This is a genomic window from Desulfovibrio sp. Fe33, from assembly GCF_028532725.1.
Taxonomy (GTDB): domain Bacteria; phylum Desulfobacterota; class Desulfovibrionia; order Desulfovibrionales; family Desulfovibrionaceae; genus Pseudodesulfovibrio.
In genome coordinates, this window is record NZ_JAQKGU010000011.1 from 23,514 (window position 1) to 48,205 (window position 24,692).

The 24,692-nt window shown below is 60.2% G+C and carries 24 protein-coding genes and 1 tRNA gene; 8 read left to right on the plus strand and 17 right to left on the minus strand.

Annotation, left to right across the window (positions count from 1 at the left end; genetic code table 11):
• Positions 1-5 precede the first annotated feature (5 nt).
• From rfbD to PSN43_RS13515, 11 genes are all read right to left on the minus strand, one after another.
• Positions 6-881 carry a dTDP-4-dehydrorhamnose reductase gene (gene rfbD / locus PSN43_RS13465; RefSeq protein ID WP_272701254.1) on the minus strand — a complete coding sequence of 292 codons (876 nt, stop codon included), beginning with the start codon at positions 879-881 and terminating at the stop codon, positions 6-8.
• The gene (gene rfbB / locus PSN43_RS13470) at positions 881-1,897 is read right to left on the minus strand and encodes a dTDP-glucose 4,6-dehydratase (protein WP_272701255.1); all 1,017 of its coding nucleotides are present in this window, start codon (positions 1,895-1,897) and stop codon (positions 881-883) included. Before rfbB ends, rfbD begins: the two co-directional genes overlap by 1 nt.
• Positions 1,898-1,974: 77 nt before the next feature.
• Positions 1,975-2,436, minus strand: a complete 462-nt coding sequence (locus PSN43_RS13475; protein WP_272701256.1) for a tRNA (cytidine(34)-2'-O)-methyltransferase — start codon at positions 2,434-2,436, stop codon at positions 1,975-1,977.
• 3 nt (positions 2,437-2,439) lie between these two features.
• Entirely contained in the window at positions 2,440-3,147 is a 708-nt protein-coding gene (locus PSN43_RS13480; protein WP_272701257.1) for a molybdopterin-guanine dinucleotide biosynthesis protein MobB, read from the minus strand.
• Positions 3,148-3,163: 16 nt separating this feature from the next.
• On the minus strand, positions 3,164-3,817 hold the full coding sequence (locus tag PSN43_RS13485) for an energy-coupling factor ABC transporter ATP-binding protein (protein WP_272701258.1): 654 nt from the start codon (positions 3,815-3,817) through the stop codon (positions 3,164-3,166).
• A complete protein-coding gene (locus PSN43_RS13490; protein ID WP_272701259.1) occupies positions 3,814-4,509 on the minus strand; it encodes an ABC transporter permease in 696 nt (231 codons plus the stop codon). Before PSN43_RS13490 ends, PSN43_RS13485 begins: the two co-directional genes overlap by 4 nt.
• Positions 4,510-4,575: 66 nt before the next feature.
• Positions 4,576-5,400 (minus strand): substrate-binding domain-containing protein, encoded by an 825-nt coding sequence (locus PSN43_RS13495; protein WP_272701260.1) that lies wholly within the window; start codon positions 5,398-5,400, stop codon positions 4,576-4,578.
• A 54-nt stretch (positions 5,401-5,454) separates the two neighbouring features.
• Entirely contained in the window at positions 5,455-5,841 is a 387-nt protein-coding gene (locus PSN43_RS13500; protein WP_272701261.1) for a winged helix-turn-helix domain-containing protein, read from the minus strand.
• Positions 5,842-5,969: 128 nt separating this feature from the next.
• Positions 5,970-6,806, minus strand: a complete 837-nt coding sequence (locus tag PSN43_RS13505; RefSeq protein WP_272701262.1) for a HesA/MoeB/ThiF family protein — start codon at positions 6,804-6,806, stop codon at positions 5,970-5,972.
• 4 nt (positions 6,807-6,810) lie between these two features.
• Positions 6,811-7,038: a MoaD/ThiS family protein gene (locus tag PSN43_RS13510; protein WP_272701263.1), complete on the minus strand. Its 228-nt coding sequence runs from the start codon at positions 7,036-7,038 to the stop codon at positions 6,811-6,813.
• A gap of 93 nt (positions 7,039-7,131) precedes the next feature.
• The gene (locus PSN43_RS13515; protein ID WP_272701264.1) at positions 7,132-8,859 is read right to left on the minus strand and encodes an aldehyde ferredoxin oxidoreductase family protein; all 1,728 of its coding nucleotides are present in this window, start codon (positions 8,857-8,859) and stop codon (positions 7,132-7,134) included.
• Between the two features lie 215 nt (positions 8,860-9,074).
• Between PSN43_RS13515 and PSN43_RS13520 the strand changes: the two genes are divergently transcribed.
• Together PSN43_RS13520 and PSN43_RS13525 are read left to right on the plus strand one after the other, a co-directional pair.
• A complete protein-coding gene (locus tag PSN43_RS13520; RefSeq protein ID WP_272701265.1) occupies positions 9,075-9,611 on the plus strand; it encodes a hypothetical protein in 537 nt (178 codons plus the stop codon).
• Positions 9,612-9,782: 171 nt separating this feature from the next.
• Positions 9,783-10,736 carry a hypothetical protein gene (locus PSN43_RS13525; protein ID WP_272701266.1) on the plus strand — a complete coding sequence of 318 codons (954 nt, stop codon included), beginning with the start codon at positions 9,783-9,785 and terminating at the stop codon, positions 10,734-10,736.
• Here PSN43_RS13525 and PSN43_RS13530 read toward each other — a convergent pair.
• Entirely contained in the window at positions 10,711-11,673 is a 963-nt protein-coding gene (locus tag PSN43_RS13530) for a LysR family transcriptional regulator (protein ID WP_272701267.1), read from the minus strand. The genes PSN43_RS13525 and PSN43_RS13530 overlap by 26 nt on opposite strands.
• 421 nt (positions 11,674-12,094) lie before the next feature.
• Here PSN43_RS13530 and PSN43_RS13535 point away from each other — a divergent pair, with 421 nt between their 5' ends.
• The 6 genes from PSN43_RS13535 to PSN43_RS13560 all read left to right on the plus strand — a co-directional run bounded on the left by PSN43_RS13535 (position 12,095) and on the right by PSN43_RS13560 (position 19,509).
• Positions 12,095-13,693 carry an arylsulfatase gene (locus tag PSN43_RS13535; protein ID WP_272701361.1) on the plus strand — a complete coding sequence of 533 codons (1,599 nt, stop codon included), beginning with the start codon at positions 12,095-12,097 and terminating at the stop codon, positions 13,691-13,693.
• Between the two features lie 137 nt (positions 13,694-13,830).
• Positions 13,831-14,814, plus strand: coding sequence for an HAD family hydrolase (locus PSN43_RS13540; RefSeq protein ID WP_272701268.1), 984 nt, complete (start codon positions 13,831-13,833; stop codon positions 14,812-14,814).
• Positions 14,815-14,962: 148 nt separating this feature from the next.
• Positions 14,963-16,261, plus strand: a complete 1,299-nt coding sequence (locus tag PSN43_RS13545; protein WP_272701269.1) for a cytochrome b N-terminal domain-containing protein — start codon at positions 14,963-14,965, stop codon at positions 16,259-16,261.
• Positions 16,258-16,767 carry a QcrA and Rieske domain-containing protein gene (locus PSN43_RS13550; RefSeq protein ID WP_272701270.1) on the plus strand — a complete coding sequence of 170 codons (510 nt, stop codon included), beginning with the start codon at positions 16,258-16,260 and terminating at the stop codon, positions 16,765-16,767. Before PSN43_RS13545 ends, PSN43_RS13550 begins: the two co-directional genes overlap by 4 nt.
• Positions 16,768-16,791: 24 nt before the next feature.
• Positions 16,792-19,062: a tetratricopeptide repeat protein gene (locus PSN43_RS13555; protein WP_272701271.1), complete on the plus strand. Its 2,271-nt coding sequence runs from the start codon at positions 16,792-16,794 to the stop codon at positions 19,060-19,062.
• Between the two features lie 84 nt (positions 19,063-19,146).
• Positions 19,147-19,509: an STAS/SEC14 domain-containing protein gene (locus tag PSN43_RS13560; protein WP_272701272.1), complete on the plus strand. Its 363-nt coding sequence runs from the start codon at positions 19,147-19,149 to the stop codon at positions 19,507-19,509.
• Positions 19,510-19,727: 218 nt separating this feature from the next.
• Here PSN43_RS13560 and PSN43_RS13565 read toward each other — a convergent pair whose 3' ends face one another.
• The 5 genes from PSN43_RS13565 to rsxE all read right to left on the minus strand — a co-directional run bounded on the left by PSN43_RS13565 (position 19,728) and on the right by rsxE (position 24,682).
• A complete protein-coding gene (locus tag PSN43_RS13565; protein ID WP_272701273.1) occupies positions 19,728-20,786 on the minus strand; it encodes a glycosyltransferase in 1,059 nt (352 codons plus the stop codon).
• 363 nt (positions 20,787-21,149) lie between these two features.
• Positions 21,150-21,226: transfer RNA gene (locus tag PSN43_RS13570), tRNA-Val, on the minus strand.
• Between the two features lie 78 nt (positions 21,227-21,304).
• Positions 21,305-23,407, minus strand: a complete 2,103-nt coding sequence (locus tag PSN43_RS13575; protein WP_272701274.1) for an FAD-dependent oxidoreductase — start codon at positions 23,405-23,407, stop codon at positions 21,305-21,307.
• A 12-nt stretch (positions 23,408-23,419) separates the two neighbouring features.
• Positions 23,420-23,995 carry an electron transport complex protein RnfA gene (locus PSN43_RS13580; RefSeq protein WP_272701275.1) on the minus strand — a complete coding sequence of 192 codons (576 nt, stop codon included), beginning with the start codon at positions 23,993-23,995 and terminating at the stop codon, positions 23,420-23,422.
• 9 nt (positions 23,996-24,004) lie between these two features.
• The gene (rsxE, locus tag PSN43_RS13585) at positions 24,005-24,682 is read right to left on the minus strand and encodes an electron transport complex subunit RsxE (protein ID WP_272701276.1); all 678 of its coding nucleotides are present in this window, start codon (positions 24,680-24,682) and stop codon (positions 24,005-24,007) included.
• Positions 24,683-24,692: the final 10 nt, after the last annotated feature.

The following is a 24,692-nucleotide window of genomic DNA, read 5'->3' on the forward strand; positions in this document are numbered from 1 at the left end:
AGGGCCTAGGCGTCCTGGGCGAGGTCTTCCAGGACGTATTGTCTGAGGGCGTCTTCCCAGCGACGCGGAGTTACGCCCGTGGTCCGGGTGAATTTGGCCAGATCGAGCACCGAGTATGAGGGGCGGACGGCCTTGGTGGGATAGGCCGAAGTGGGGACGGGCGAGACCGTGCAGTCCTTGTTTGCGAGGCTGACGGCGGTGTTGGCCAACCCGTGCCAGGAGGTTTCCCCGGAATTGGCGAGATGGAATATCCCGGTTGCGTCCTTTTCCACCAGCCGGATGGTGTTTTTTGCGATATCCGGTGTGTAGGAGGGAGAACCGACCTGGTCGTTGACCACGGTCAGGTTGCGGCGCGTGTCCGCCAGTCCGAGAATTTTTTTCACGAAGTTCGTCCTGCCCGGACCGAAGAGCCAGGATATCCGGATTATCAGGGTGCGCTCATAGCCGAGCTTGAGCAGGCCGCGTTCGCCGTCCGCTTTGCTGATTCCGTAAACCGAAGTCGCGTTGGCTTCGTCGTACTCCGTGTAGGGCGAGTGCTTGTGGCCGCTGAAAACGAAGTCCGTGCTGTAGTGGATAAAAGGGATGGCCCGCCGCGCGGCCAGCGTGGCCAACAGCGGCGGAGCGGTGGCGTTGAGGGCGAAGGCTTTTTCCGGTTCATCCTCGGCCAAGTCCACCTGCGTATAGCCGGTGGCGTTGACGAGCAGATCCGGGTCGTTTCGGTTCAGCCATCCTTCCATGCACAGCGGGTCGAGAACGTCGCAGTCCTTGCGGGAGAGGGGGAAGGCCATGGCCCCGGCTCGGCTGAATTCCTTGGTCAGGGCTTGCCCCAGCAGTCCACTCCTGCCGCCCAGGATGGCAACCCGCAGTCCTTCAATGCGCATCAGGCGCGCTCCTCGTACCACGTGTCCATGAAGTTCCGGTATTCGCCGCTTTGGACCTGTTCAAGCCAGGTTCCGTTGGCTTCGTACCAGGCAATGGTTCGCGTCAATCCTTCGTCGAAGGGCAGCGTAGGGGCGAAACCGAGCTCTTTATGCGCCAGGGAAAAGTCCATGGCGTACCGTTTGTCGTGGCCCGGCCGGTCGGTGACGTAGGTAATCAGCGACTCCGGTTTGCCCACGATGGAGAGCAGGGTCCTGACTACGGAGATGTTGGTTTCCTCGGCGTTGCCGCCGAAGTTGTAGACCTGCCCCTCGCGTCCCTTGGTCAGGGTCAGCTCCACGCCTCGGCAGTGATCGTCCACGAAAATCCAGTCGCGAACGTTGAGGCCGTCCCCGTAGACGGGCAGCTGCTTGTTCGCCTTGGCGTTGAGGAACATGAGGGGGATGAGCTTCTCGGGGAATTGGTATGGACCGTAGTTGTTGGAGCAGCGGGTGATGAGCACCGGGAAATGATAGGTTTCGAAATAGGCCCGGGCCATGAGGTCCGCACCGGCCTTGCTGGCGGAATAGGGGCTGTTGGGCGCGAGGGGAGTGTCCTCGGTGAATTTGCCCGACGGGCCGAGGGTGCCGTAGACCTCATCGGTGGACACGTGGACGAACCGTTCCGTGCGGCGTTGACGGGCGCATTCCATGAGGTTTTGCGCTCCGGCCACGTTGGTGGCGACGAATGGCGACGGGTCGTTGATGGACCTGTCCACATGAGACTCGGCCGCGAAGTTGACCACCGCGTCCACTTTATGGTCGGCCAGGAGGTCCATGACCAGATCGCGGTCGCAGATGTCGCCCTGCACAAAGTCGTAGCGGGGCTCGTTTTCCTCCAGGTCCAGGAGGTTCAACCTGTTGCCCGCATAGGTGAGCTTGTCCAGATTGATGATGGACCAGTCGGGGTGTGAGCCGAGCATGAGCCTGATGAAGTTGGTGCCGATGAAGCCGCAGCCGCCGGTGACGAGTATTTTCATGGAAATTATGTTGGTCTGGGTGAAAGGGTTCGGAGATTGGTGAACTTTGAAAACCCTACAGCCAGGCGGGTAAAAACTCAAGCCGTGAAGGTGTCCCTGATGGAATCGGTTTGGCGCAGGGCCTCGAAGAGGAGGATACCCGCGGCCGTTGACAGGTTCAGGCTGCGGACCTCTCCCCAAATGGGAATGCGCACTCTTGGGCGGCCGTCCATGAGTTCGACGGGCAGGCCGCGCGACTCCGGGCCGAGGACTATGGCGTCGTCGGCCCGGAATTCGAAGCGGTGATGGGCGGTGCTGGCCTTGGTGGTGGCCATGACCAGCCTCGGCGGCGCGATCGTTTCGAGAAAGTGGTCGAAGTTCGGGTGGACGGTCACATCCACATGCGGCCAGTAATCCAGGCCCGCGCGTTTGAGGTGCTTGTCGTCAATGGAGAATCCGAGCGGCTCGATGAGGTGGAGCGGGGTCCGCGTGGCGGCACACAGCCGGGCGATATTGCCGGTGTTCGGTGGAATTTCCGGCTCGAAGAGAACGATGCGCATGATCTACACGTCCAGTTTGATGGTGGCCTTGCCGGGAGCGTATCCCTTGAGAGTGCGGACCATTTCCCTGATGGAGGCGGAGATGATGTCCTCCACGAAGGGCTTCATGCCAACCGGCGCGCCGTCGATATCGAGCTGGATGGAGTTGTGCATGGCCAGACACGCCTTGGTCGTGGTTTTTCCCGCCACGATTTCAGAGGCCAGCGTGCGGCAGTCCGGGCGGCCGCAGGTCTCACAGTCCATGCCCGGCAGGAAGAATCCCTTTTCAAGCACGGCGTCGGCCAGGGCCGAAATGTCGTTGAGCACGGGCACTCCTTCCACGGATTCGTCACCCACGCTGGCTATGGCCAGCTCCGGGTGGAGCCAGTCCACGCCGTCGGACAGGTCGCCGCGCAGACAGAGGATGCGCGGCAGAAAGCCCAGTTCCTTGCCTCCTTCCACGATGAGCACGTCATTGTTCAGCAACGGCAACAGATCGGGCAGGAAGCTGCGTTTGGTCCAGTGAACGAAGGTTTCCTTGGGGTTCAGGCCCGCCACGGCGTCGCAGACGGATGCGTAGTCCGTGGTGTCGGTGTCGCTCCAATCGAAGCCGTGGTGGCTGAATTTGGCCGCGGAAACGGTCAGTCCTTGTTCCTTGAAATGGCGGGCGAGTTGTACGCCCAGGGTGGTCTTGCCGGATTTCTTCGGTCCGACGAGGGAGACTGCCTTCATGAGTTCCTCCGAACGGTTAGACGGTCCGCACGAGGCGGCCGCTATCGAGATAGTGGATGTGTTCCGTGACCCCTTCGAGCCAGGGCATATCGTGGCTGGCGATAACCAGGCTCGCGCCGTACTCGTCGCGGGCGGACAGCACTGCTTGATGGATCAGTTCGGCGCTTTTTGCGTCCAGGCTGGCCGTGGGCTCGTCCATGAGGAGGAGCTTGGGCTTGAGAACCAGGCGCGCCGCCAGGGCCACGCGCTGCACTTCGCCGCCGGACAGCTCGTACCATTGCCGCTTGGCGAATATGGCGGGGTCGAGTCCGACGATTTCTAGAGCCCGGGCCACCTTGCCCGGGATGTCGTTCTTGCGGCGAATGCGCAGTCCGTAGGCCACGTTGGCGAAGACCGTGCGCTTGAGCAGGTAGGGTTCCTGCACCAGCAGCGTGACCTGTCGGTTCACGGCCGACCTGGCCTGGGCGGGGCGGCCGAGAAAAGTGATGGTGCCGTGCGCCGGCGATTCCAGGAAGGCGAGCAGCCGGAGCATGGTGGATTTGCCGGAGCCGTTGGGACCCGCGAGGCCGATGATGGAGCCTTTCTCGAATTCCAGGTGGTCGATGTCGAGGACGGTACGTTCGGAATAGCGTTGGCGAATCTTGTCGAGGGAGATCAGGGGAATGGTCATTGGACTGCCCGTTTCTTGAGGCCTGCGGCCCCGATGTTGACCAGCAGCGCAACGGTCAGGAGGACCATGCCCAGGGCGATGCCCACGGCGAATTCGCCTTTGCCGGTTTCCAGCGCGATGGCCGTGGTGATGGTTCGGGTATGCCATTTGATGTTTCCGCCGACCATCATGGAGATGCCCACTTCGGAGACGATCCGCCCGTATGCGGCCATGGCCGCGAGCATGATGGAATAACGGGCTTCGAGGACCGTGGCCCACATCATCTGGACCGGGGTCGCGCCCAGGGTGAGCAGGGTCATGGGCAGCCGCTTGTCGAGCGACTCCACGGCGTTGGCGGTCATGGCGATGATGATGGGCAGCCCGAGCAGGGTCTGGCCGATGGACATGCCGGGTATGGTGAAGAGCAGTCCGGTCCCGCCCAGAGGCCCGTTGCGGGTCAGGAAGGCGTAGACGACCAGTCCTATGACCACCGTGGGAAAGGAAAGGAGAGTGTCCACCATGGTGCGGACGACCTTCTTTCCGGGAAATGTTTTGTAGCCCAGCAGGAACCCGAGCGGCACGCCGATGGACAGGCTGCATATCATGGACAGGGTGGACGCATACACCGTGGTCGTGATGGCGGAATAGGTCTCGGGATTGCCGGAGAAAAGGAGCTTGAACCCCTGTATGAAGCCTTGCAGCAGATATTCCATGTAGCTCTCGTGAAGGCGGGGGAGGGAGATGCCGCCTCCCTCCCCCGTCGGATGATGACTGTGGTGTTATTTTGCGTTGGGGATGAACAGCTTCTTGCCGAGCAGCTTGAAGTTGCCGATGGCCTCCTGGGTTTCAGGAGAGGCCATCCAGTTGATGAACTTGGTCGCCAGCTCGTACTGGGCGTCTTTGCACATGGCGGTGTTCACGGCCAGGGCGCTATACTGGTTGAACAGGACCTTGTCGCCTTCGACCAGGACCACCAGAGGCGGGTTGCCGCCCTTGGTGTCGGCGTACTTGATGAAGGTGCCGCGGTCGGTCATGGTGTAGCCGTTCTTCTCGTTGGCGATGTTGATGGTCGGCAGCATTCCCTGTCCGGTCTGGATGTACCAGGCGTCCTTTTCGGGCACGGGCATTTCGGCGGCTTTCCACAGGGACAGCTCCTTCTTGTGGGTGCCGGAGTTGTCGCCGCGGCTGGCGAACACGGCCTGCTTCTGGGCGATGGTCTTCAGCGCTTCGGCCACGCCCATGCCCTTCACGCCCGCCGGGTCGGAAGCCGGGCCGATGATGACGAAGTCGTTATACATGAGTTCCTTGCGATCCACGAGCACGCCCTTGTCCACGTAAGCCTTTTCGGCTGCGGGGGCATGGACCAGGACCACGTCCACGTCGCAGTTCTCGGCCATTTTGAGGGCCTTGCCCGTTCCCACGGCCACGAATTTGATCTCGATGCCGGTGTCTTTCATGAATTTGGGCACGATCAGGTCGTCCAGCAGTCCGGTGTTGGCGGTGCTGGTGGTGGTGGCCATCATCAGCGTCTGGGCGGCCATGACAGGCAGCGCCATGGCGGCGATGATGAGGCAGGACAGGGCGGCGATCAGCAAACGTTTCATTTTTCCCTCCATTTATGAACAGTTATATCCGCTGGCCCCAAACGATATGAGGCTTTATTCCGTGTCTTCCCGGTAAAATTCACCGGACTTCTTTACGTCCATGTCGAGCAGTTCCGAGGCGCGTTGCGTGGCGTACTCCTCCACGTCCAGGTAAAAGTGGAGGAATTTTTCCATAATTTCCTTGCCATAGGGCGAAAGATTGAAACGCTGGCCTTTACCTTTGGTCTTTTCCACCAAGGGTTTGCCTATGCGCTCCTCGGCGCTTTTCAATTTGCCCCAGGCGCGGCGGTAGGACATGCCCAGAGCTTCGGCCGCCTGGCGCAGAGAGCCGAGTTTTTCGACCTGTTGCAGCAGGAGAGTGCTTCCGATGCCGATGTAGGTCTGATCTTCCTGGTCGAGCCAGACGCGCAGTCTCAGGACGGTTTCAGGTTGTTGTTTCATGGAGTACCTCGGAGTTCGCAGGCTGGTGAACCCGTCGTTTTGTAAAGAAGATTATAACAGGAGGAAAAATAGACGATATTTGGGAATTACGTCAACGAAAACATAATAAAGCAGGACTTGGCACCGAATCAGAGCGAAACGGTCTCGAATGTGTGCGAGCGCAGGTCGGCCAGGAGCATCTTTCCGGCAAGGGTCGGCTTTCCGGTGAGGATGTTGACGACTTCGGAGGCCATGAGGGAGGCCACGAAGTTCACGGTCGGGGCCGGACAGCCGAGTAATTCCTCCCCGCCGTTGTCCTCGCCCATGAGATCGGCCGGGCCGATCTGTCCAGGCATGACCACGGCCACATAGCCGGTCCACCCGGCCAACGCTCCTGTCACCAGGGGAATGGACGCCGCGCCTGCCGCCCTTTGGAGATGGCCGCGCATGGTCAGGCCGCCCAGGGCGTCCACGGCCACGGCGCAACCCTCCAGGAACTTCGGCAGGGTGTCCGGTGTCAGGAATTCGGACACGGTTTCCAGGGTGGTCGAGGGGTTGACCTCCGCAGCCCGCAATCGGGCCGCACGGGCCTTGTCCCGGCCCAGACCGTTCAGGGTGGCGAGCGCCTGCCGGTTAAGATTGGACGCCTCGAATTTGTCGCCGTCGGCCGCGCGCAGGGTCCCGACTCCGAGGCGCAGGAGTTGCTCCAGCAGCGTCCCGCCAAGGCCGCCGAGGCCTACCTGGGCCACTCGGGCGCGGAGCAGGCCGAGCTGGTCCTCCCGGGAGATGCATTGCCGGTTGCGCAGATAGCGGGTGGGCGTGACGTCCAGTTCCAGGGCCAGGGCCTCGATTTCGCTGCCTGGCACATCGTGCCGCGCGGCCAGTTCGGCCACCCGCTCGACGTCAAGGACAGGCCCAGTGCCGCCCCACGGCAGAGAACCGGGGCGCGCCATGGCGAGGATGCCGATATTGAGGGTGTCGTCCAAAGGACTAGCCGCCGCCCACCGGGGGAAACAGTCCCACGCGGTCTCCGTCCTGTATCTCGCGATCGAGATCGGAGCGCAGGGCATTGACGAAAATGAGGGTGACGTCCTTCTCCGGAATGCCGAGCCTGTTTACCAGGGAGCGGACGGTCTCACCCGGTTCCACAGGATAGTCGGCGCTGTTTTCCGGCAGGTATTTCGCCAGAGTCGCAAAGGTTTTGATTTCTATTCCCATGTTGTAAATCTAGTCTGTTGGAGTGGGGCGGTCAACCAGGAAAAAGGGCCGGGGAATGTTCCCCGGCCCATGTCGTTGGTCGTGTTGTCCGAACTAGGCCTTTGCGCCCTGGAGTTCTTCAACGGTGTAGTCCCAGACCACGTTGTGAGGCGGCAGGGGATCGGTTTCGAAGAAGCGGGGCAACTGGTCGTCGACCTCGGAGAAGCCCGCGCGCTTGTTGAAGTCCTGCTCATCCTGCATGGCGCCTGCGCCCAGGGCGACCAAGTCGTTTACGGAGAAGGTGTTGCCGGTCCAGGACTGGACCAGGTCGGCCATGACCTGGACGCCGTTCTCGGAGTCCAGAACCGCGAAGGCCACGAACAGGCAGAAGCCCATGGAGTCGATGGCCGCGGTGGCTACCTGGAGATTCTTGGACAGCTCGACGTTGCCTTCCTTCTTGTGGCCGTCGATGGTCCCGCCCACACCGAGGACGTTGGCGGTGACGCCGTATCCGGCGGTGTGGTCGGCTCCCATGGCGGTGGTGGCGTAAGTCACGCCGACGCCCTTGACCGCGCGCGGGTCGTAGGCGGGCATGGATTGGCCCTTGACCGTGGGCAGACGCTCCACGCCGAATGCTCCGCCCGCGAAGTCCACGCCGTTGCCGATAATCATGCCCATGGGATCGTCAGTGCCGACCTTCTTGAGCAGTTCGATGGCGGCCTTGCCGTCGCCCCAGGGGATGATGCCGCCGTCCATGGCAACCGCGATGGTGTTGCCGATTTCGATGGTGTCCATGCCCTTTTCGTCGCACAGGCGGTCCATCATCGCGATGTCGTCGATGTCGCGGATCATGGCGTTGGCCCCGAAGGCCCAGACGGTTTCGTACTCGAAACCGGAGCTCAGGTAGTTGCCGTTCGCGTCGTTGTACTGCTGGGAGCACTGGATAATGCAGCCGGTATGGCAGCCTTCGGTGGTCTTGCCGCCGCGTTCGGTGATGACTTCGGCGATCTTTTCGCCGGAGATGTCGGCGGCGTGTTCGCACTGGCCATAGCGGAAGTTCTTTGTGGGCAGCGCGCCCGCTTCGTTGATGACGTTGACCAGCACGGAGGTGCCGAAGCCGGGCAGGCCTTCGGCGGTGACCGGATGGCCCTTGAGTATGGAGACCCAGGTGGAGCGGGCTTCCTTGAATGCGTCGTTGTCGACGGCGGAGACCTTCACGTTGACTTCGGGATCAAGGATGATGGCCTTGATCTTCTTGGAGCCCAGGACGGCGCCCGTGCCGCCGCGTCCGGCCGAGCGGGCGGGCCGCTTGTACGGATCGGTGAACTGGATGGTCGCGGTCTTGCGCAGCGTTTCGCCCGCGGGGCCAATCATGGCCGCGCAGAGCTTGTCGCCGTATTCGGCCAGCAGCTTGTCGTGGCCGGGATAGGTGTCCATTCCGGCGATGTCCGACGCGTCGCGGAATTCAACCCTGTCTTCGGTGATGAACAGCGAAGAGAAGGGCGCGTCTTCCGCGGGCTTGTCCTCAAGCACGATGGCGACGAGCCCGAGCTTGGGCATCCTGTGTCCAAACAGGCCGCCGGAGTTGGATTCCTTGATGCCGCCGGTCAGCGGGGACTTGGTGCCCACGGACACGCGGCCGGAGTTGGCGGCCGAAGACCCGCCCAACAGGCCGGAGGCAATGACCAGCTTGTTCTCGGCGGACAGGGGATGACAAGTGGCGGGGACTTCCTTGTTGATGATCCGGGAGGTCAGTGCGCGACCGCCCAATCCGGCGTATAGGCCGACTTCATCAAAGGAATATTCTTGAGTTCGGCAATTGATTCTAAGGATCTTGGGCATAGGATTATCCTCTGCGGTTAGGATTCAGCGTTTTTCTTGACGCTTTGTCGAGACTCTGACTATTGATTGAATTATAGCCTGCTTTGAAAATTAATGTCAAAAAAAACAGCATATTGTGTTCAGTCCGGCATAATGTTCCATTTCAGTACAATACTCCGGTGAAAGGGGATGCCAATTTGTCAGGGAAAAACGATTACATGGTAATATCGATGACCGTGGCGTCTGTATCGGGTTGGAACTACCTTTTGCAGAAAGGCTTCTATCTCGAAGGCGTCGCCGGTAGCTCCGTACGGGAATTTCTGCATGACGCGCTGGGATTCGCTGACGGGTTTATCGACACCACCGTCAGAACCATATTCCTGAACAACAGCCCGGTGGACGATCTGGACGCCACCTACGTCAAGGACGGGGACAAGCTCGCCCTGGGCAGCGCCATGCCGGGATTGGTGGGCATCGTCATGGGCCGCGACAACTTTTACAAAAGTTTTCGCAGCGGCATTTCCGTCAAGGAAGAAGGGCGGGCCGCAGCGGCTCCGGCCCGGTTGTCGGTGAAGGTGTTCAGTACCTTGGCCGTGGAGATCGGCCGGAACCTTCTGGAAAGGGGCATCTGGGTGAATGCGGCGGATTTGACGGCTTTTCTTCGGGGCAAGAAAACGCAAATTCTCGAAGCTCCCGGCGCGAGCGCGGACGATTTCTTGGGCAGGCTCGAAACACTGGCCGGAGAGGTGCCCATTCGCCTCAGATTTGTTTGATGGGTCTGCAAGACGGTTTTTTGTCTATCTTATAGATGATATATTACCTGTGGAATATTTGTTTGGCTTTTTGTGGCGAGGAAAAGAATTAACGGATACAATGTCGGTGATAATTGTGAAGCGTTAATTGTTTGAGCACCATGAGGGGGCATTTCGATGCAATCCATTTTCATGAAAATGAAGACGGAAGACCGGATACGCACGACAGCGTGTTCGGTCTTTCTTTTTGTCGTCTGTCTGGCGGTTGCGTTGAGCGCCGTCCGGCCGGTGCGGGCTGCTGAAGGCGCTGCGTCGGCAACGGTTCATGATCCGGATTCCCTGTCCGAAACCGGGGCCAAGCTCGCCAACCCCCTTGGGGACTTGTGGGCGTTGAATTTTGATCTGCACCCATTGCAGTCTTTCGACGGCACCGAAGTGGACAACGGCCCCGAGTATGGCGGGAGCATGAATTTCCAACCTATCATGCCCATTCCGCTTTTCGGCGAGGGTGACGAACAGTCCAAATTGGTAACCCGGCCCGTCATACCCATCGTCTTTTCCCAGCCCATCCCCAAAGGCGACGGCGATGTCCGCAAGGTCGGCGGATTCGGCGACATTCAGTTGCCGGTCCTTTACTCCCCGCCCGTCAACTTGACCGGATCGAACCTGATCGTCGGCGCTGGGTTGACGGCTCTGCTGCCCACTGCCACGGACGGGAGGTTGGGCCAGGATCAATGGGGACTGGGGCCGGCGGCCGTGCTCGGCTACAAGACGCCTCTGTTCACCGTCGGTGTTTTCCCCAATTATTTTTGGAAGGCGGCTTCGGCCGGGCAGGGAGGCAAACCCGACCTCAACCAGGGCAGCATGTTGTACTTCCTGATTTTCAACCTGCCGGACGCCTGGCAGGTGGGTATGAACCCGACTGTCACCTACAATCACAACGCCTCTGACGGGAACAAATGGACCGTGCCTGTGGGGCTGTTCGTGGGCAAGACCGTCAGCATGGGCGAAACACCCGTGAATATCAAGGCGGGGTTCGAATATTCGGTGGTCAAGCCGGATGACTTCGGTCAGCAGGCCATGTTCCGCATACAGATTACTCCGGTAATCAAGTCGCTTGTCACTGAGCCGCTTTTCGGGAAGTAGAGGTGGAAGCGGGGTCTTTGCGAATCACCTCTTCGGCCACTTCGCGGAATAAGCCGTGAAGGCAGTCCACTGCTCCGATGGCTGAGCGCTCCTTCAGGGCCACGATGTAATAATTGGTCCGCAGCTCCGGCACCAGGACAGGCAGCAGGTGGAGTTGGTCCTTGAAGGCTATATTGTCCAGGACTTCCCTCGAAGTCACGGTCACGGCATCACCGTTGCCGACCACGCGCAGGAGCGTGTGCAGGTTGTCGCATTTTATGAGCCCGGTGCCGATTTCCTCCAATTTCCCGATGTCCTTGCCCTTCAGCCTGCTGAACAGTTCCAATCCTGGGGCGGAGATCCACATGATTGCCATGGGATAGCTGAAAATGTCCGCGAAGGAAGGGGCGGGCGTTTCGGTCAGGGGATGTCCTTTTCGGCAACAGAAGAATCCCTGTTGTTGCGGCAGGGGCGTCAGATCGAACTCCGGCGAATCGAGCATGTGGGAAGCGTCCGCCACATAAAAGTCAATGAGTCGTTTGCGCAACATCCCGGTGAGCCTCGGCGCATAATCCACGGTGAGTTTGACGGTCACCTTCGGATATATCTTGTTGAAACGGCCGATGGCGTCGCCCGCCAGGACCTCCCCGGGAAACGGGCCGCATCCTATATGGATGACGCCGTTTTCCCCTCCTTTCAGCATGGAAATGTCGCGGTGAAGGAGAGTCATGTCATGGAGCAACTTCTCTCCCCGTTGCAGGATGAGCGCACCGTATCGAGTGGGCCGCAGTTTGCCGCGTGTGCGGTTGAACAGCCTGACTCCGAGTTTTTCCTCCAGGTTGAGGATGGAACGGCTGAGGGCGGGTTGGGATATGCAGAGCTTGTTCGCGGCGAGACGAAAATTGCCGTATCGGGACAAGACGTCGATTTGTTCAATATGCCTGATGGTTATGTCCATGACGCAATCCGGTTAACGTACGTGGGCGTAAGAGCGTTGGGATGAGGCCGGGGCAAGGGCCGCTTGTCTGTTCTGTTTTTCCGACGCGGGAAGGAACGGCAAATTAACATTATGTTTCATATTCTGTATATGGATAACAAAAAATTATAGAAAAGTAACCAAAATGCATTGGACAATCTCATAAACTCTCTCTAGGAATTATAATAGAGGTGATAAGTTTATGGAACGGATTACCGCCTGTGCTGTATTTCCCACATGCGCCCCGGTATGGATTTCAGCCGGTTGAAACTGCTTTGGCCGCCTGTAGGGCGTTGGGTTTTATGATGGATTCAGGGCCCCGAGATTGTATGGAAAACCGAGGAGGAATTGGCTTATGAAACCGAAGGTTTTTATTGTTGCGGCGATGGCATCCGCATTGCTGATGTGCCTTTTCTCCGTCGCTCTGGCAGCTGAGAAACCGAACATTCTTTTTATCGTGTCCGATGACACCGGCTTCGGCGACCTGGGCGTCTACGGCGGCGGTGAAGGACGCGGAATGCCCACACCCAATTTCGACCGGCTGGCCGATGAAGGCATGACGATGTTCTCGTTCTACGCCCAGCCCAGTTGCACGCCGGGCCGCGCCGCCATGCAGACCGGCCGTATCCCCAACCGCAGCGGCATGACCACCGTGGCTTTCCAGGGCCAGGGGGGCGGCCTGCCCGCTTCCGAGTGGACACTGGCCTCGGTGCTCAAGAAGGCCGGGTACAACACCTACTTTACGGGCAAGTGGCATTTGGGCGAGGACGATTACGCGCTGCCCAACGCCCACGGTTACGACGTGATGAAGTATTGCTTCCTGTACCACCTCAATGCGTACACCTATGCCGATCCCAACTGGTTCCCCGACATGGACCCCAAGCTGCGTGAAATGTTCGCGAAGGTGACCAAGGGTTCCCTGTCCGCCAAGGCCGGAGAACAGGCCAAGGAGGACTTCAAGGTCGACGGCTCATACAACAACACCCCGGAAAAGGGCGTGGTCGGTATTCCCTTCGTGGACAGCTATGTGGAAAAGGCGACGCTGGAATTCCTGGAGGAGGCCGCAAAGGGCGCCAAGGACGGCAAGCCGTTCTTCATCAACGCCAACTTCATGAAGGTGCACCAGCCCAACCTTCCGGCCCCCGAGTTCAAGCACAAGTCCCTGTCCAAGACCAAGTACGCCGACTCCATCGTGGAGCTCGATACCCGTGTTGGCCGCATCATGGACAAGCTGCGCGAACTGGGCCTGGACAAGAACACCCTGGTCTTCTGGACCACGGATAACGGCGCTTGGCAGGATGTGTACCCCGACGCGGGATACACTCCCTTCCGCGGCACCAAGGGAACCGTCCGCGAGGGCGGCAACCGCGTCCCGGCCATCGCCTGGATGCCCGGCAAGATCAAGGCCGGAAGCCGCAACAGCGACATCCTCGGCGGTTTGGACCTGATGGCCACCTTCGCCGCCATGGCCGGCGTCAAGCTTCCTGAAAACAACGTCGAGGGCAAGCCCATGGTCTTCGACAGCTACGACATGTCCCCGGTCCTTTTCGGCAAGGGCAAGTCCGAGCGCAACAGTTGGTTCTACTTCACCGAAAACGAGTTGAGCCCCGGCGCGGTGCGCGTGGGCAACTACAAGGCCGTGTACAATCTCCGCGGCGACAACGGTATGCCCACCGGTGGCATGGCCGTGGATTCCAACCTCGGTTGGAAGGGACCCGACAAGTACGTGGCTACCGTCCCGCAGGTATTCGACCTTTGGCAGGACCCGCAGGAACGCTATGACGTGTTCATGAACAACTACACCGAGCACACCTGGACAATGGTGGGCTTTAATCTGGCCGTTCAGGACCTGATGAAGACCTATGTCCAATACCCGCCCGAAAAGCTCCAGAGCGAGGTCTACACCGGGCCGATGACGCTGACCAACTATCAGCGGTTTCAGTATGTCCGCGACTCCCTGAAGAAGGAGGGCATCAGTCTGCCGATGCCCACCGGCAATTAGGCTCGGCCGTTGCCGGGTTGTGAATTGATCGAACGATAATCCGTGACGCTTGCCCCCGGGAGCACGAAGCTTTCGGGGGCAAGCCAGTTCGGGCGGGCGGACGGACGGTCCGTTGAACGCCCCAAAAGGAATACGCTATGGGCGACACCTTGAAGACGTGGAAGATACTGTTTGCGGCTCTTATCCTGATTCTCTCCTCGGGCATCGCGCAGGCGGCGGACCCGCTTCCCTCCTGGAACGACGGAGGCGTCAAACGGAACCTCATGGATTTCGTGAGCAGGGTGACATCGGAGGGCGGTCCGGATTTTATTCCTGTTCCGGAACGGATAGCCGTCTTCGACAACGACGGTACTCTGTGGGCGGAAAAGCCCATGTATTTCCAATTGTTCTTTGCCCTGGACCGGGTGAGGGAACTGGCCCCGGATCATCCCGAATGGGAGACGCAGGAGCCTTTCGCTTCCCTGCTCAAAGGCGATATGGAGACGGCGGCCAAGGGCGGGATGAAATCGCTTCTCGAAGTGGTTATGGCAACCCATGCAGGCATGACCTCCGATGAATTTGAAGCCGGGGTGAAGCAGTGGATCGCTACGGCTAGACATCCCCAGACCAAGCTGCCGTACACCGCGATGGTCTACCAGCCCATGCTTGAACTTTTGGACTATATGCGCGCCAATGGTTTCAAGACCTTCATCGTGTCCGGTGGAGGCATCGAGTTCATGCGGCCCTGGTCCGAGGCCGTGTACGGCATTCCCCCCGAGCAGGTCGTGGGCAGCTCCATCAAGACGAAATTCGAGATGCGGGACGGAAAGCCGGTTATCGTCCGCGAAGCCGAACTGGGCTTTATTGACGACAAGGAAGGCAAGCCTGTGGGCATCAACCTGCATATCGGCCGACGTCCCGTTGCCGCCTTCGGCAATTCGGACGGCGACATTCAGATGTTGCAATACACCATGGCCGGAGAGGGCGCTCGCTTCGCCCTGCTGGTCCGCCATACCGACGGCGTGCGTGAGTTCGCTTACGACAAGGGGGCGGAGAAGGCCCAGGCCGAGGCGGTCAAGGCCGGTTGGGCCGTGGTGGACATGAAGAACGACTGGAAGACCGTGTATCCGGACTCCAAGTAGCGAGTTCGGCCTGCCGAAAACAGCTCCACCTCGCCGCAACATGTGCGCGGAGAGGTGGAGCTCCTTTCATTCTGGCCGGATATGCGTTATGCCTTGCCTGAATATTATTCGCGGTCAGCGTACAGCCGATTCTTGAACAAGGAAGAACATGAAGGCGTCCAGGCAGTCCATCACGGATCTCATACTCCATCTTCATCCCCGGACCGTCCCGTATTCGACTATCCGCTTTCGCCTGAGTTGGGGGCTGGGAGGCATGGCCGTCACTTTGACCGGGCTGCTTTTCCTCACCGGCGCGCTCCTGCTGCTTGTCTACCGGCCGACGCTCGGCGAAGCCTACGGCTCTGTGCGCGCCTTGGGCCGTGATATTCCCCTGGGTTATTGGGTGCGCAACATTCATCATGCCTCCGCCAATCTGTTGGCGGTGGTCACCGCGCTTCATCTGTTGCGCACGGCTCTTACGGGGGCCTTCGGGTCGGGCCGCCGCCTTAATTGGATAATCGGGCTCTGTCTGCTCGTTCTCGTGCTGACAGCTAATTTCACCGGCTATCTGCTCCCCTGGGATCAACTGGCCTATTGGGCCGTGACCGTCTCCATGGCCGCGCTCGGCTATATTCCCCTTTGCGGAGAATGGCTGCGTGGAGTTCTTCAAGGCGGGACGGAAATCGGCCAGGCGACCCTGTCCAACTTTTACGTATTGCACGTGGCGGTTATCCCCGGTTCCCTGCTGGTTTTGCTCATGTGGCATTTTTGGTTGGTCCGCAAGGCCGGGGGACTCGTCAGCGCGCCGGAAGGGAAAGTCCCTCTGCGGCGGATTTCCGTAGTGCCGAATCTGATTGTCCGCGAAGCGGCCGTCGGCCTGTCCCTTGTCGCCTTTGTCCTTTTCCTGGCCATGTTCTGGAACGCCCCTCTGCTTGAGCAGGCCAATCCGGGTATGAGTCCGAATCCGACCAAGGCACCGTGGTATTTTCAGGGATTGCAGGAGTTGCTGCTGCATCTTCATCCTGTTTTCGCGGCTTTTGTCTGGCCGCTTTTGGGAGGCGTTGCGCTTCTGCTGCTTCCTTTCGTCCCGAACTCCGCGCTGCCCGGCGGCGTCTGGTTCGGTTCGGACAGTGGCAGGCGTCTTGCCGCATGGGCCGCGGCGGTCGGCGCGCTTCTCGCCGTGGCCGCCGTGCTGGCTGACGACGCCCTTCGGCAACCCGGCGTCGGCATGGCTGCGGACGCGATGCTCGCGCGCGGCGTCGTTCCTACCGTGGCCGTCTTTCTCCTGGCGGGGGCGGGGTATTGGCTGTTGGTCGAGGCCGCGAACCGCACCAGGGCGGAAGCGGTCATGGCCGTTTTGGTCGCGGGATTCGCGATCCTCGTCGTTCTCACCCTTGTCGGAGTCTTCTTTCGCGGCGCGGAAATGCGCCTGGTTTGGCCCTGGCTCGCAACGGGAGGCAGCCTGTGAGCAAAACGGATTCGCGCTTCTCCGGTGGCAGGTTCGGCCGTAGGGCCTTCTTCAACTGGATTTGGACGGTTCTCGGGCTGGCTGCCCTGGCTGAGTTGGGCTGGCTCGGCATCTCGTTTCTGGCTTCGCGCAGGGACCGCAACAGGCCTGGGCATACGGAGAGCGTAATCAAAGCGGGGGAGGTCTCGGCGTTCGCGCCCGGCACTGTGACGGCCGTGCCCCAGGGGCGGTTTTATCTGGCCCGTCTGCCGGACGGAGGATTTCTGGCTCTGTCGAGGACCTGCACCCACCTGGGATGCTCCGTGCCTTGGGATGAGGAGAAGGGGGCATTTGTCTGCCCCTGTCACGGCTCCTCCTTCAGCCTGACCGGAGAGGTTGTGACCGGGCCTGCGCCGAGGCCCCTGGATACCTACCCGGTGCGCATCGAAAACGGCATGGTCAAAGTCGACTGCGCCAAGGCCCGTCGCCGGGACCGCTACCTTGCGGAACAGGCGGCACGAATCTAGGACGCGGGGAACGGGGGCGTCGTAATGGCCATTTCATTCCACGGCTCGGCAGCATGGGAACGGATCGCGTTCGTCGCGGCGGTCTTCATTCTGCTGTCCCCCTTTGCCGCTCTGCATTTTCGCCCGCCCGTCGCGCAGGAGCCGGATGAATCCGCCCGGTTCGTGGGTTCCAGGGCGTGCGCCGAATGCCATCGAACCGCTTATGAGAAGTGGCTTGGCTCGGACCACGACAGGGCCATGGACGTGGCTGACGAGACCACGGTGCTCGGCGATTTCGATAATGTAGCCTACACCGATCCCCATACCGGCGCGGTTACGCGTTTCTTCAGGCGCGACGGCCGCTATTGCGTCGAGACCGAGGGGCCGGACGGCAAGCCCGGGCGATTCGATATATCCCACACTTTCGGGGTTTATCCCCTGCAACAATATCTGGTCCCTTTTCCCGGAGGCAGGCTGCAATGCCTGAATATCGCCTGGGACGTTGAGCGGAAGGCTTGGTACCGGCTGCCGCCTTACGATGTGGACGGCCCGGACGACTGGCTCCACTGGACCAACGGCGGTCAGACCTGGAACGCCATGTGCGCCGAGTGCCATTCGACGCGGGTTCGGAAGGGGTATGACCCGGAGAACGACACGTATGACACTACGTGGTCGGAGATCGACGTGGGATGTGAGGCCTGTCATGGACCGGGTTCCAAACATGTCGAATGGGCCGGGCTGCCGCCCCTGGCGCGCAAGGACACGCCGAATTACGCACTGACCGTGCGCACGGGGAATCTTGCGGCCGGGGAACAGGTCGCGATCTGCGCTCCGTGCCACTCCCGCCGTTTTCAGTTGGGAGACAACCGTCATGTCCAGGAGGAACTTCTGAACCTGATGATCCCGCAATTGCTCGGGGAAGGGATGTATTATCCTGATGGGCAGATAAAGGAAGAGGTCTACGTCTACGGCTCCTTCCTGCAAAGCAGGATGTTCGCGCGCGGGGTGCGTTGCAGTGATTGTCATGACGTGCACGGGCTGAAGCGACATGCGGACGGCAACGATCTGTGTACCCGGTGTCATCGGGCTGAGGTCTACGATTCTCCGGGCCATCATTTCCACAAGCGCGAGCATGAAGGCAGGCCGAGCGAGGGATACCTGTGCGTCCGATGCCATATGCCTGAATCCACCTACATGGGCATCGACAGGCGGGCGGATCACAGCCTGCGGATTCCGCGCCCCGACCTGAGCGAGTCCCTGGGAACTCCTAACGCCTGTTCGGCCAAAGGTTGCCACGACGATAAGTCGCTGGATTGGAACGTGAAGGCTGTGACCAGGTGGTACGGAGAGAAGCGCAAGCCCCATTACGGCACGGTTCTCGCGGCCGGTCGGGCAGGAAAACACGAGGCCGAAGTCGAGCTTGTGCGCCTGGCCGATGACGCGCTTTCGCCCGCCATTGTCCGGGCCACAGCCTTGGAGCTGCTCCGCGCCTACCCGTCGGATGCGAGCCGCGCGGCATTGGCGAGGGCCTTGGAAGACGGGGACGCCCTGATTCGCTATACCTCCATCCGAAGCCTGGAATATTTCGACGCCGGGACCCGGCTCAAGCGCATTGCGCCCAAATTGTACGATCCGGTCGAGGCCGTGCGAATGGAGGCCGCCGCGCTGCTTAGCGCATTGCCGGAAGAGGATATTCGCGAGGCGGACCGGGAAGCCTTCCGGGATGCATTGGAGGCGTACCGGCGGAGTCTGCGATACAACGCCGATTTCGCCCCCCAGCGGTACAATCTCGGCAATCTGGCGGTCAATCGGGGGCAGGACAACGAGGCGGAGAAGGAATATCGCAAGGCAATCGAGATCGACGGCCTGTTCTATCCGGCAAAGGTCAATCTCGCCATGCTCCTGAACCGGCGAGGAGACAATGCCGAGGCAGCGCGGCTATTGGGAGAGGTGGCCGCCGACAATCCGGATCTGCATGAGGTCGCCTATTCCCTGGGCCTGCTTCTCGCCGAAATGGGCCGGTACGAGGAGGCCGAGGGCCATCTCGGCAGGGCGGCCGCGCATATGACGGGCAATGGCCGGGTCCAGTACAACCATGCCCAGGTGCTGCTCGCCCTGCATCGCCCCGAGGAAGCGGGGAGCGCTTTGGAAAGGGCGCTGGCCGCTGATCCGAGACGCGACTATTTCGTCGCCCTGGCCAATGTTTATCTGGCCACTGGCCGACCGGAGAAGGCCAGGGAATTGGCTGTGCGAACCCTTGAGCATTCACCCGGCGATGCCGCCGCCCGGGAACTGCTTCGCCACCTCGGCCGTTGATTCGGCGGCGGCCGGTTCTGGGCTTATGTTCGCAAATGGGGTATGGTTATTCCGTGGAGTGTCATCCGATCAAGGAGGTGCCGCATGATTACCGTAATGGAACAGTCCACGCCGAAGATGCTCGCGGTCCGGGCTTCCGACAGATTGACGGACGAGGACTACCGGGATGTCTGGATTCCGGCCCTGGAGAAGCTCATCAATGATAACGGCAAGGCCGACGCCTTGTTCTACATGGATGCGGATTTCACCGGGTGGGATGTGATGGCCGCATGGGACGACGCCAAGTTCGGGCTGGCCCATCGCAAGGATTTCCGCAGACTCGCCGTTGTCGGCGGCTCCAACTGGGTGCGGTGGGGCGTCAAGCTCGGCGAACTGCTCATGGATTGCGAAATCAGATTGTACCCGCCGGAAAAGCTCGGCCAGGCCCTTGAGTGGGTAACGTCCTGAGTACCGGGTCAAGAACAGTTTTTATTGCGCGCAAAAGGAAACGGACGCTTGATTCAAGCGTCCGTTTTTTTCATCAAAGTGGTGGGCTAAACGGGGGGAAGCCGTGACTTCCGCCGTGTGAAGAAAGCGCGGAGAAGGCTTGTCGATACTTCATCTACTGAGAGACGTTCGATCTCGGAACGCTCCCTCGTGATCCGGGCGGGGAGCCAAAACAGGTATTAAGTAAACGTTTCAAGCCAGTTGAGAAACTTTTGAGCTTGAGTGTCGAGTGAAAATGTGGTGACGGCATGGGCATGAACGGCCTGCTTCATGGCGAGCAATTCCTCATCGGGCAAGTCCAACAGGCGGGCAAGGGCCTTTTCAAATCCGGCACTATTGCTTTGAGGCTCAACGAGAAGCTCTTTCATGTCAGGGTGCCAGATTTCCGGCGGCCCTCCTATGTTTCGCGCCACGGGAACGAGACCGTTCGCCATTGCCTCCTCAAGAGCGATGCCGAGAGGCTCACAAAGAGTGGGCAGTACGAAAATATCCGCGCGTTCAAGCTCGGCCGTAACATCGGTGACAAAACCGGTCCACTCAATTTCATCATGCAAACCGAGCGATTGACAGAGCTCCTTGAGTGCCTGTTCATCCTTGCCAGTGCCAACAATTATGCATTTAAATTCGTACCCTTTGTGCTTCAAACCGGCGAGGGCTTCCAAAAGGTGGGAATGCCCTTTATCCCTGTTGAGTTGGCTTGTGGCGATGATGGTTCGCGGAGAATGGTTGCGGGATGGGGAAAGCGGATTTGGGCGCGTGCCCGGAAATATGGCCGTGAAGTCGTAGTCGTTGAATAGCGGCACTGACTTTGTCAGGCTTTTCAACACAAAATTGCTGCACGCGATCAGATGCGCCCCGATAACACGCTGTGTGGCCCTGGTCTTGAATCTGTTCACCACATCATGGGGTGCGCCCAAGTGTTGCACTACGGGAATCCCCAAAATTTTGGCGGCGACCCCGGCAGTACGCAAGTCCTTGGATATGTTGCAGACCAGAACGTCAATTTTGTGCTTTGACAGGTACTTCAAAAAGAAAATGATGGACAACGGGTTGAGGTCAAACCCGAATGAATGCGCGGCGGCAGGGATTCCCAAATGCGTCGCCTTTTCCACGAATGCTCCAGGGCGGCCGACAATCCATGTTTTGTGTCCTTGGCGGAGAAGGCTTTCCGCCATGTCGAGGCACCACGTTTTGACCCCGCCCCATTTGCGGGTCGAATTTACGAAGAGTATATTCATCCGATAAGAATTCAGTATTATTGATTTATATAGTTAACAAAGGGTATGTGCACCCTTAAAATCCTGTACGGACGCTAACAGATACAGGCTGTTTATCCAACCTATTAAACCATACCCCCATGAAGCCCCTTCGGATTAAAATTCGCGTGCGTCGGTGGGCCGGAAAGGCAAACAGAACGATTCTTCGCATCGCCGAAGGGCTTTGCACAGGGGGACGAATTGCATCGTTATTATCCGTTCCAGAGGATCTGTCTTGGCGGGGGAGGGAGCCAATTTCTGATTCCTCCCGGGACTTGGTCCTGCCATTTGCTCCCCAAAACAAGGAAAGGGTTTAGGAGTAAAACTCCTAAACCCTTGATTACGTGGTGGGCGATACGGGATTTGAACCTGTGACTTCCACCGTGTGAAGATGGCACTCTGACCAGCTGAGTTAATCGCCCTTTTTGGTCTTTCCTTGGGGACATCGCCTCAAGGGAGAAACTGTATATCCTTCTACCCTGAGGCTTGGCAACCTTTTTTTACTGATTTTTTACACAATCTTCGCTGGCGCATTCCTGTCCCTCGGCCATGTCCCGATTGTAGCAGGTCAGGCCGCACCGCAGGCACCGGCATGTCTCGTGTTTGGCCTGGGCTTCGTTGAGCGCGCCTTCGATTTCATCGAAGGAACAGGCGCGTTCGTCGCATTCCAACAGGTGCGGCATCTTGGACCGTTCACGCCAGCCCACGTCCGGGATATCCGTGAACATGGTGTAGGCGAGCAGGTCGCGCTGGGTACGCTCTTCAACATGAGGCGTTTCGCCGTTGAGATACTGGTGAATGGATCGTGCCGCCTTGCGCCCTTCGCCCAGGGCGGTGATGACCAGGGCCGGACCGGTGTGCATGTCGCCGCCGGTAAAGACGTGGGGCATGGCCGTTTGCAGCGTATCGGGATCGGCGGCCAGGGTGCGCCAGCGCGTTTCCTCCAATTGGCAGACGCCGTCTTCGTACAGGCACGAAAGTTCGGGCTTCTGGCCGATGGCGGTGTACACGGTGTTCGCTTCGAGCAGGGTTTCGGACCCTTCGATGGGAACGGGGCTGCGGCGTCCGGATGCGTCGGGCTCGCCGAGTTCCATCTGGATGTATTCGACGTGGGTGACGTGCCCGGCGTCATCGGTGACGATGCGCGTGGGCGCGGCGAGAAAGAGGTATTTGACGCCCTCCTCCTCGGCCCCGATGATTTCCTCCACGTTGGCGGGCATTTCGTCTCGGGTGCGGCGATACATGAGCGTCACTTCCGCGCCGAGGCGCAGGCTGGTCCTGGCCGCATCGATGGCGGTGTTGCCGCCGCCGATGACCACGACCTTTTTGCCCGTGCCGGTGTCGATGCCCAGTCCCACCTTGGTCAGGAATTCGGTGCCGGTGGATATGCCGGCGGCGTCCTCGTTCTCGATGCGCAGGTTCATGTTCATCCAAGCGCCGATGCCGAGGAATACGGCTTCGAAACCGTCTTCCCGCAGGGTGTTCAGGGAAAAGTCCTTTCCGAAAAACTTTTCGTATTGCACGTCGATACCCAGGTCGAGGATGCCCTCGATCTCCCAGTCGAGCACGGCCTTGGGCAGGCGGTATTCCGGGATGCCGTAGCGCAATTGGCCGCCGAGTTTGGGCATGGAGTCGAATATGGTCGGGCTGTGCCCCAGGCGGCGCAGGAAGAAGGCGCAGGACAACCCGGCGGGGCCGCCGCCGATGACCGCCACCTTGCGGCCGGTGTCCGGAGCGCAGGGGATGGGCAGGCGGGTTCCGGAATTCATTTCCCAGTCGGCCGCAAACCGTTTTATCATGTTGATGCCCACGGGCTCGTCCACATGGCCGCGGCGGCAGACGCCTTCGCAGGGGTGGGGGCAGACCCGTCCGATGGACAGGGGCATGGGAATGCGTTCGCGGATGGTCTCCAAAGCGCCCGCGTAATCGCCGCGCGAGACCTGTTCGATGTAGCGGGGGATGTTGATCTGCCCCGGGCATTTCTGGCGACACGGGGCCAGGCAGTCGGTTTCGAGATTGAGATGGGTGATGCGCGCGGACATGCCCCAGACGGTAATCACGCCGCGCGGGCAGACCTGTTCGCAGCCGCCGCAGGCCGTGCAGAGATTCGGGTCGACCACAGGGTAGCCGTTGGGGCCCATTTCGATGGCCCCGAACTGGCAGGCCGTAACGCAGGTGCCGAAACCGAGGCAGCCTTCGGGGCACATCTTGGAGCCGTTGTAGAGCATGTGCTGGGCGCGGCAGTCCTTGACCCCCGCGTATTTGTAGACTTCCTCGGCGCGGATGCCGCCGGTGCAGTCCACGAAGGCGACCTGTTTTTCCATGGAGGAGAACTCAAGGCCCATGATGGCGGCCACCTTCACGGCCACGGCGTCTCCGCCGATGACGCAGACCGTGGCTCCGGCTTTGCCTTCGACCACGCCCTGGGCGGCTCCGGCGCAGCCGGGGAAGCCGCACCCGCCGCAGTTGGCCCCGGCCAGCACGCTTTCGACCTGGGCGATGCGCGGGTCTTCGTAGACGTAGAGCAGCTTGGAGGCCACGGCCAGAATGATGGCGGCCGTGAACCCGATGCCGAAAAGAATCAGAACGGAAGCGGTTATCATGCGGTCAAACTCCTAGGAAGCCATGCCCTTGAAGGCGAAGAAGGCCAGAGACATGAGCCCGGCCATGACGAGGCCGAGCGGGGTGCCCTTCATGGCCATGGGCACTCTGGACAGGTCGAGCCGCTCGCGGATGCCCGCCAGAAGCACCAGGGCGAGCATGAAGCCGAAGCCCGACGCCACGGAGAAGATCAGGGTTTCGAGCAGGGTGTATTCCTCTCGCTGGCAGATGATGGCGATGCCGAGCACCGCGCAGTTGGTGGTAATCAGCGGGAGGAAAATGCCGAGCGACTTGTACAGCGGGGGGATGGCCTTTTTCAGGAACATTTCGACGAACTGGACCAGGGCGGCGATGACCAGGATGAAGGCGATGGTCTGGAGGTAGTCGAGGTCGCTGGGCGCGAGCAGGAATTTCTGCACACACCAGGTGATGACCGCCGCCATGGCGGCCACGAACACGACGGCCAGCCCCATGCCGATGGCCACGCCCGATTCCTTGGACGTGCCGATGAACGGGCAGTTGCCCAGGTATTGCGCCAACACGATGTTGTTGACGAAGATGGCGGCTATGACGAGAACGAAATAATCCATGGTGCCTCCCTAAACTCTCGGCTTGCTGGAACACATGCCGCAGGTCTTGCAGTCGTGGACCGGGCCTTCGACGGCCTCCAGCCCCTTGGTCTTGCGCTGCCAGTTGGTCAGGGCGTTCATGCCCGCGAGCAGTACGCCCAGGCAGACGAAGGCGCCGGGGGCCTCCACCATGAAGCCGAACGGCTCGTACCAGGAGCCCATGATCTGCATTCCGAACCATGTGCCGTAACCGAACAGCTCACGCAGTGAACCGAGGAACGTCAGGGAGAGGGTGAAGCCCAGTCCCATGCCCAGGCCGTCGGCCACGGACAGCAGGACCGGATTCTTGGAGGCGAATGCTTCCGCCCGTCCCAGGATGATGCAGTTGACCACGATGAGCGGCACGAAGATGCCGAGCTGCTGGTACAACGGATAGGCGTAGGCCTGCATGAGCAGTTCCACGCAGACCACCAGGGATGCGGCGACCACGATGAAGCAGGCGATGCGGACCTTGGACGGGATGATGTTGCGCAACATGGAAACCAGCATGTTGGACAGGGCCAGGACGAAGATGACGGCCATGCCCATACCGAAGCCGTTGTATGCGGTCTTGGTGACGGCCAGGGTGGGGCAAAGCCCCAGGACCAGCTTGAACGGCGGCAGGTCGCGCCACAGTCCTTTCGAAAATTCCTTCCACAATGTGCTCATGCTCAATACC

Coding starts and splice junctions, on each gene's coding strand:
- rfbD (WP_272701254.1), bottom strand. CDS start 881: ATGCGCATTGAAGGACTGCGGGTTGCCATCCTGGGCGGCAGGAGTGGA.
- rfbB (WP_272701255.1), bottom strand. CDS start 1,897: ATGAAAATACTCGTCACCGGCGGCTGCGGCTTCATCGGCACCAACTTC.
- PSN43_RS13475 (WP_272701256.1), bottom strand. CDS start 2,436: ATGCGCATCGTTCTCTTCGAGCCGGAAATTCCACCGAACACCGGCAAT.
- PSN43_RS13480 (WP_272701257.1), bottom strand. CDS start 3,147: ATGAAGGCAGTCTCCCTCGTCGGACCGAAGAAATCCGGCAAGACCACC.
- PSN43_RS13485 (WP_272701258.1), bottom strand. CDS start 3,817: ATGACCATTCCCCTGATCTCCCTCGACAAGATTCGCCAACGCTATTCC.
- PSN43_RS13490 (WP_272701259.1), bottom strand. CDS start 4,509: ATGGAATATCTGCTGCAAGGCTTCATACAGGGGTTCAAGCTCCTTTTC.
- PSN43_RS13495 (WP_272701260.1), bottom strand. CDS start 5,400: ATGAAACGTTTGCTGATCGCCGCCCTGTCCTGCCTCATCATCGCCGCC.
- PSN43_RS13500 (WP_272701261.1), bottom strand. CDS start 5,841: ATGAAACAACAACCTGAAACCGTCCTGAGACTGCGCGTCTGGCTCGAC.
- PSN43_RS13510 (WP_272701263.1), bottom strand. CDS start 7,038: ATGGGAATAGAAATCAAAACCTTTGCGACTCTGGCGAAATACCTGCCG.
- PSN43_RS13515 (WP_272701264.1), bottom strand. CDS start 8,859: ATGCCCAAGATCCTTAGAATCAATTGCCGAACTCAAGAATATTCCTTT.
- PSN43_RS13525 (WP_272701266.1), top strand. CDS start 9,783: ATGAAAATGAAGACGGAAGACCGGATACGCACGACAGCGTGTTCGGTC.
- PSN43_RS13530 (WP_272701267.1), bottom strand. CDS start 11,673: ATGGACATAACCATCAGGCATATTGAACAAATCGACGTCTTGTCCCGA.
- PSN43_RS13535 (WP_272701361.1), top strand. CDS start 12,095: ATGTGCCTTTTCTCCGTCGCTCTGGCAGCTGAGAAACCGAACATTCTT.
- PSN43_RS13540 (WP_272701268.1), top strand. CDS start 13,831: ATGGGCGACACCTTGAAGACGTGGAAGATACTGTTTGCGGCTCTTATC.
- PSN43_RS13545 (WP_272701269.1), top strand. CDS start 14,963: ATGAAGGCGTCCAGGCAGTCCATCACGGATCTCATACTCCATCTTCAT.
- PSN43_RS13555 (WP_272701271.1), top strand. CDS start 16,792: ATGGCCATTTCATTCCACGGCTCGGCAGCATGGGAACGGATCGCGTTC.
- PSN43_RS13560 (WP_272701272.1), top strand. CDS start 19,147: ATGATTACCGTAATGGAACAGTCCACGCCGAAGATGCTCGCGGTCCGG.
- PSN43_RS13565 (WP_272701273.1), bottom strand. CDS start 20,786: ATGAATATACTCTTCGTAAATTCGACCCGCAAATGGGGCGGGGTCAAA.
- PSN43_RS13575 (WP_272701274.1), bottom strand. CDS start 23,407: ATGATAACCGCTTCCGTTCTGATTCTTTTCGGCATCGGGTTCACGGCC.
- PSN43_RS13580 (WP_272701275.1), bottom strand. CDS start 23,995: ATGGATTATTTCGTTCTCGTCATAGCCGCCATCTTCGTCAACAACATC.
- rsxE (WP_272701276.1), bottom strand. CDS start 24,682: ATGAGCACATTGTGGAAGGAATTTTCGAAAGGACTGTGGCGCGACCTG.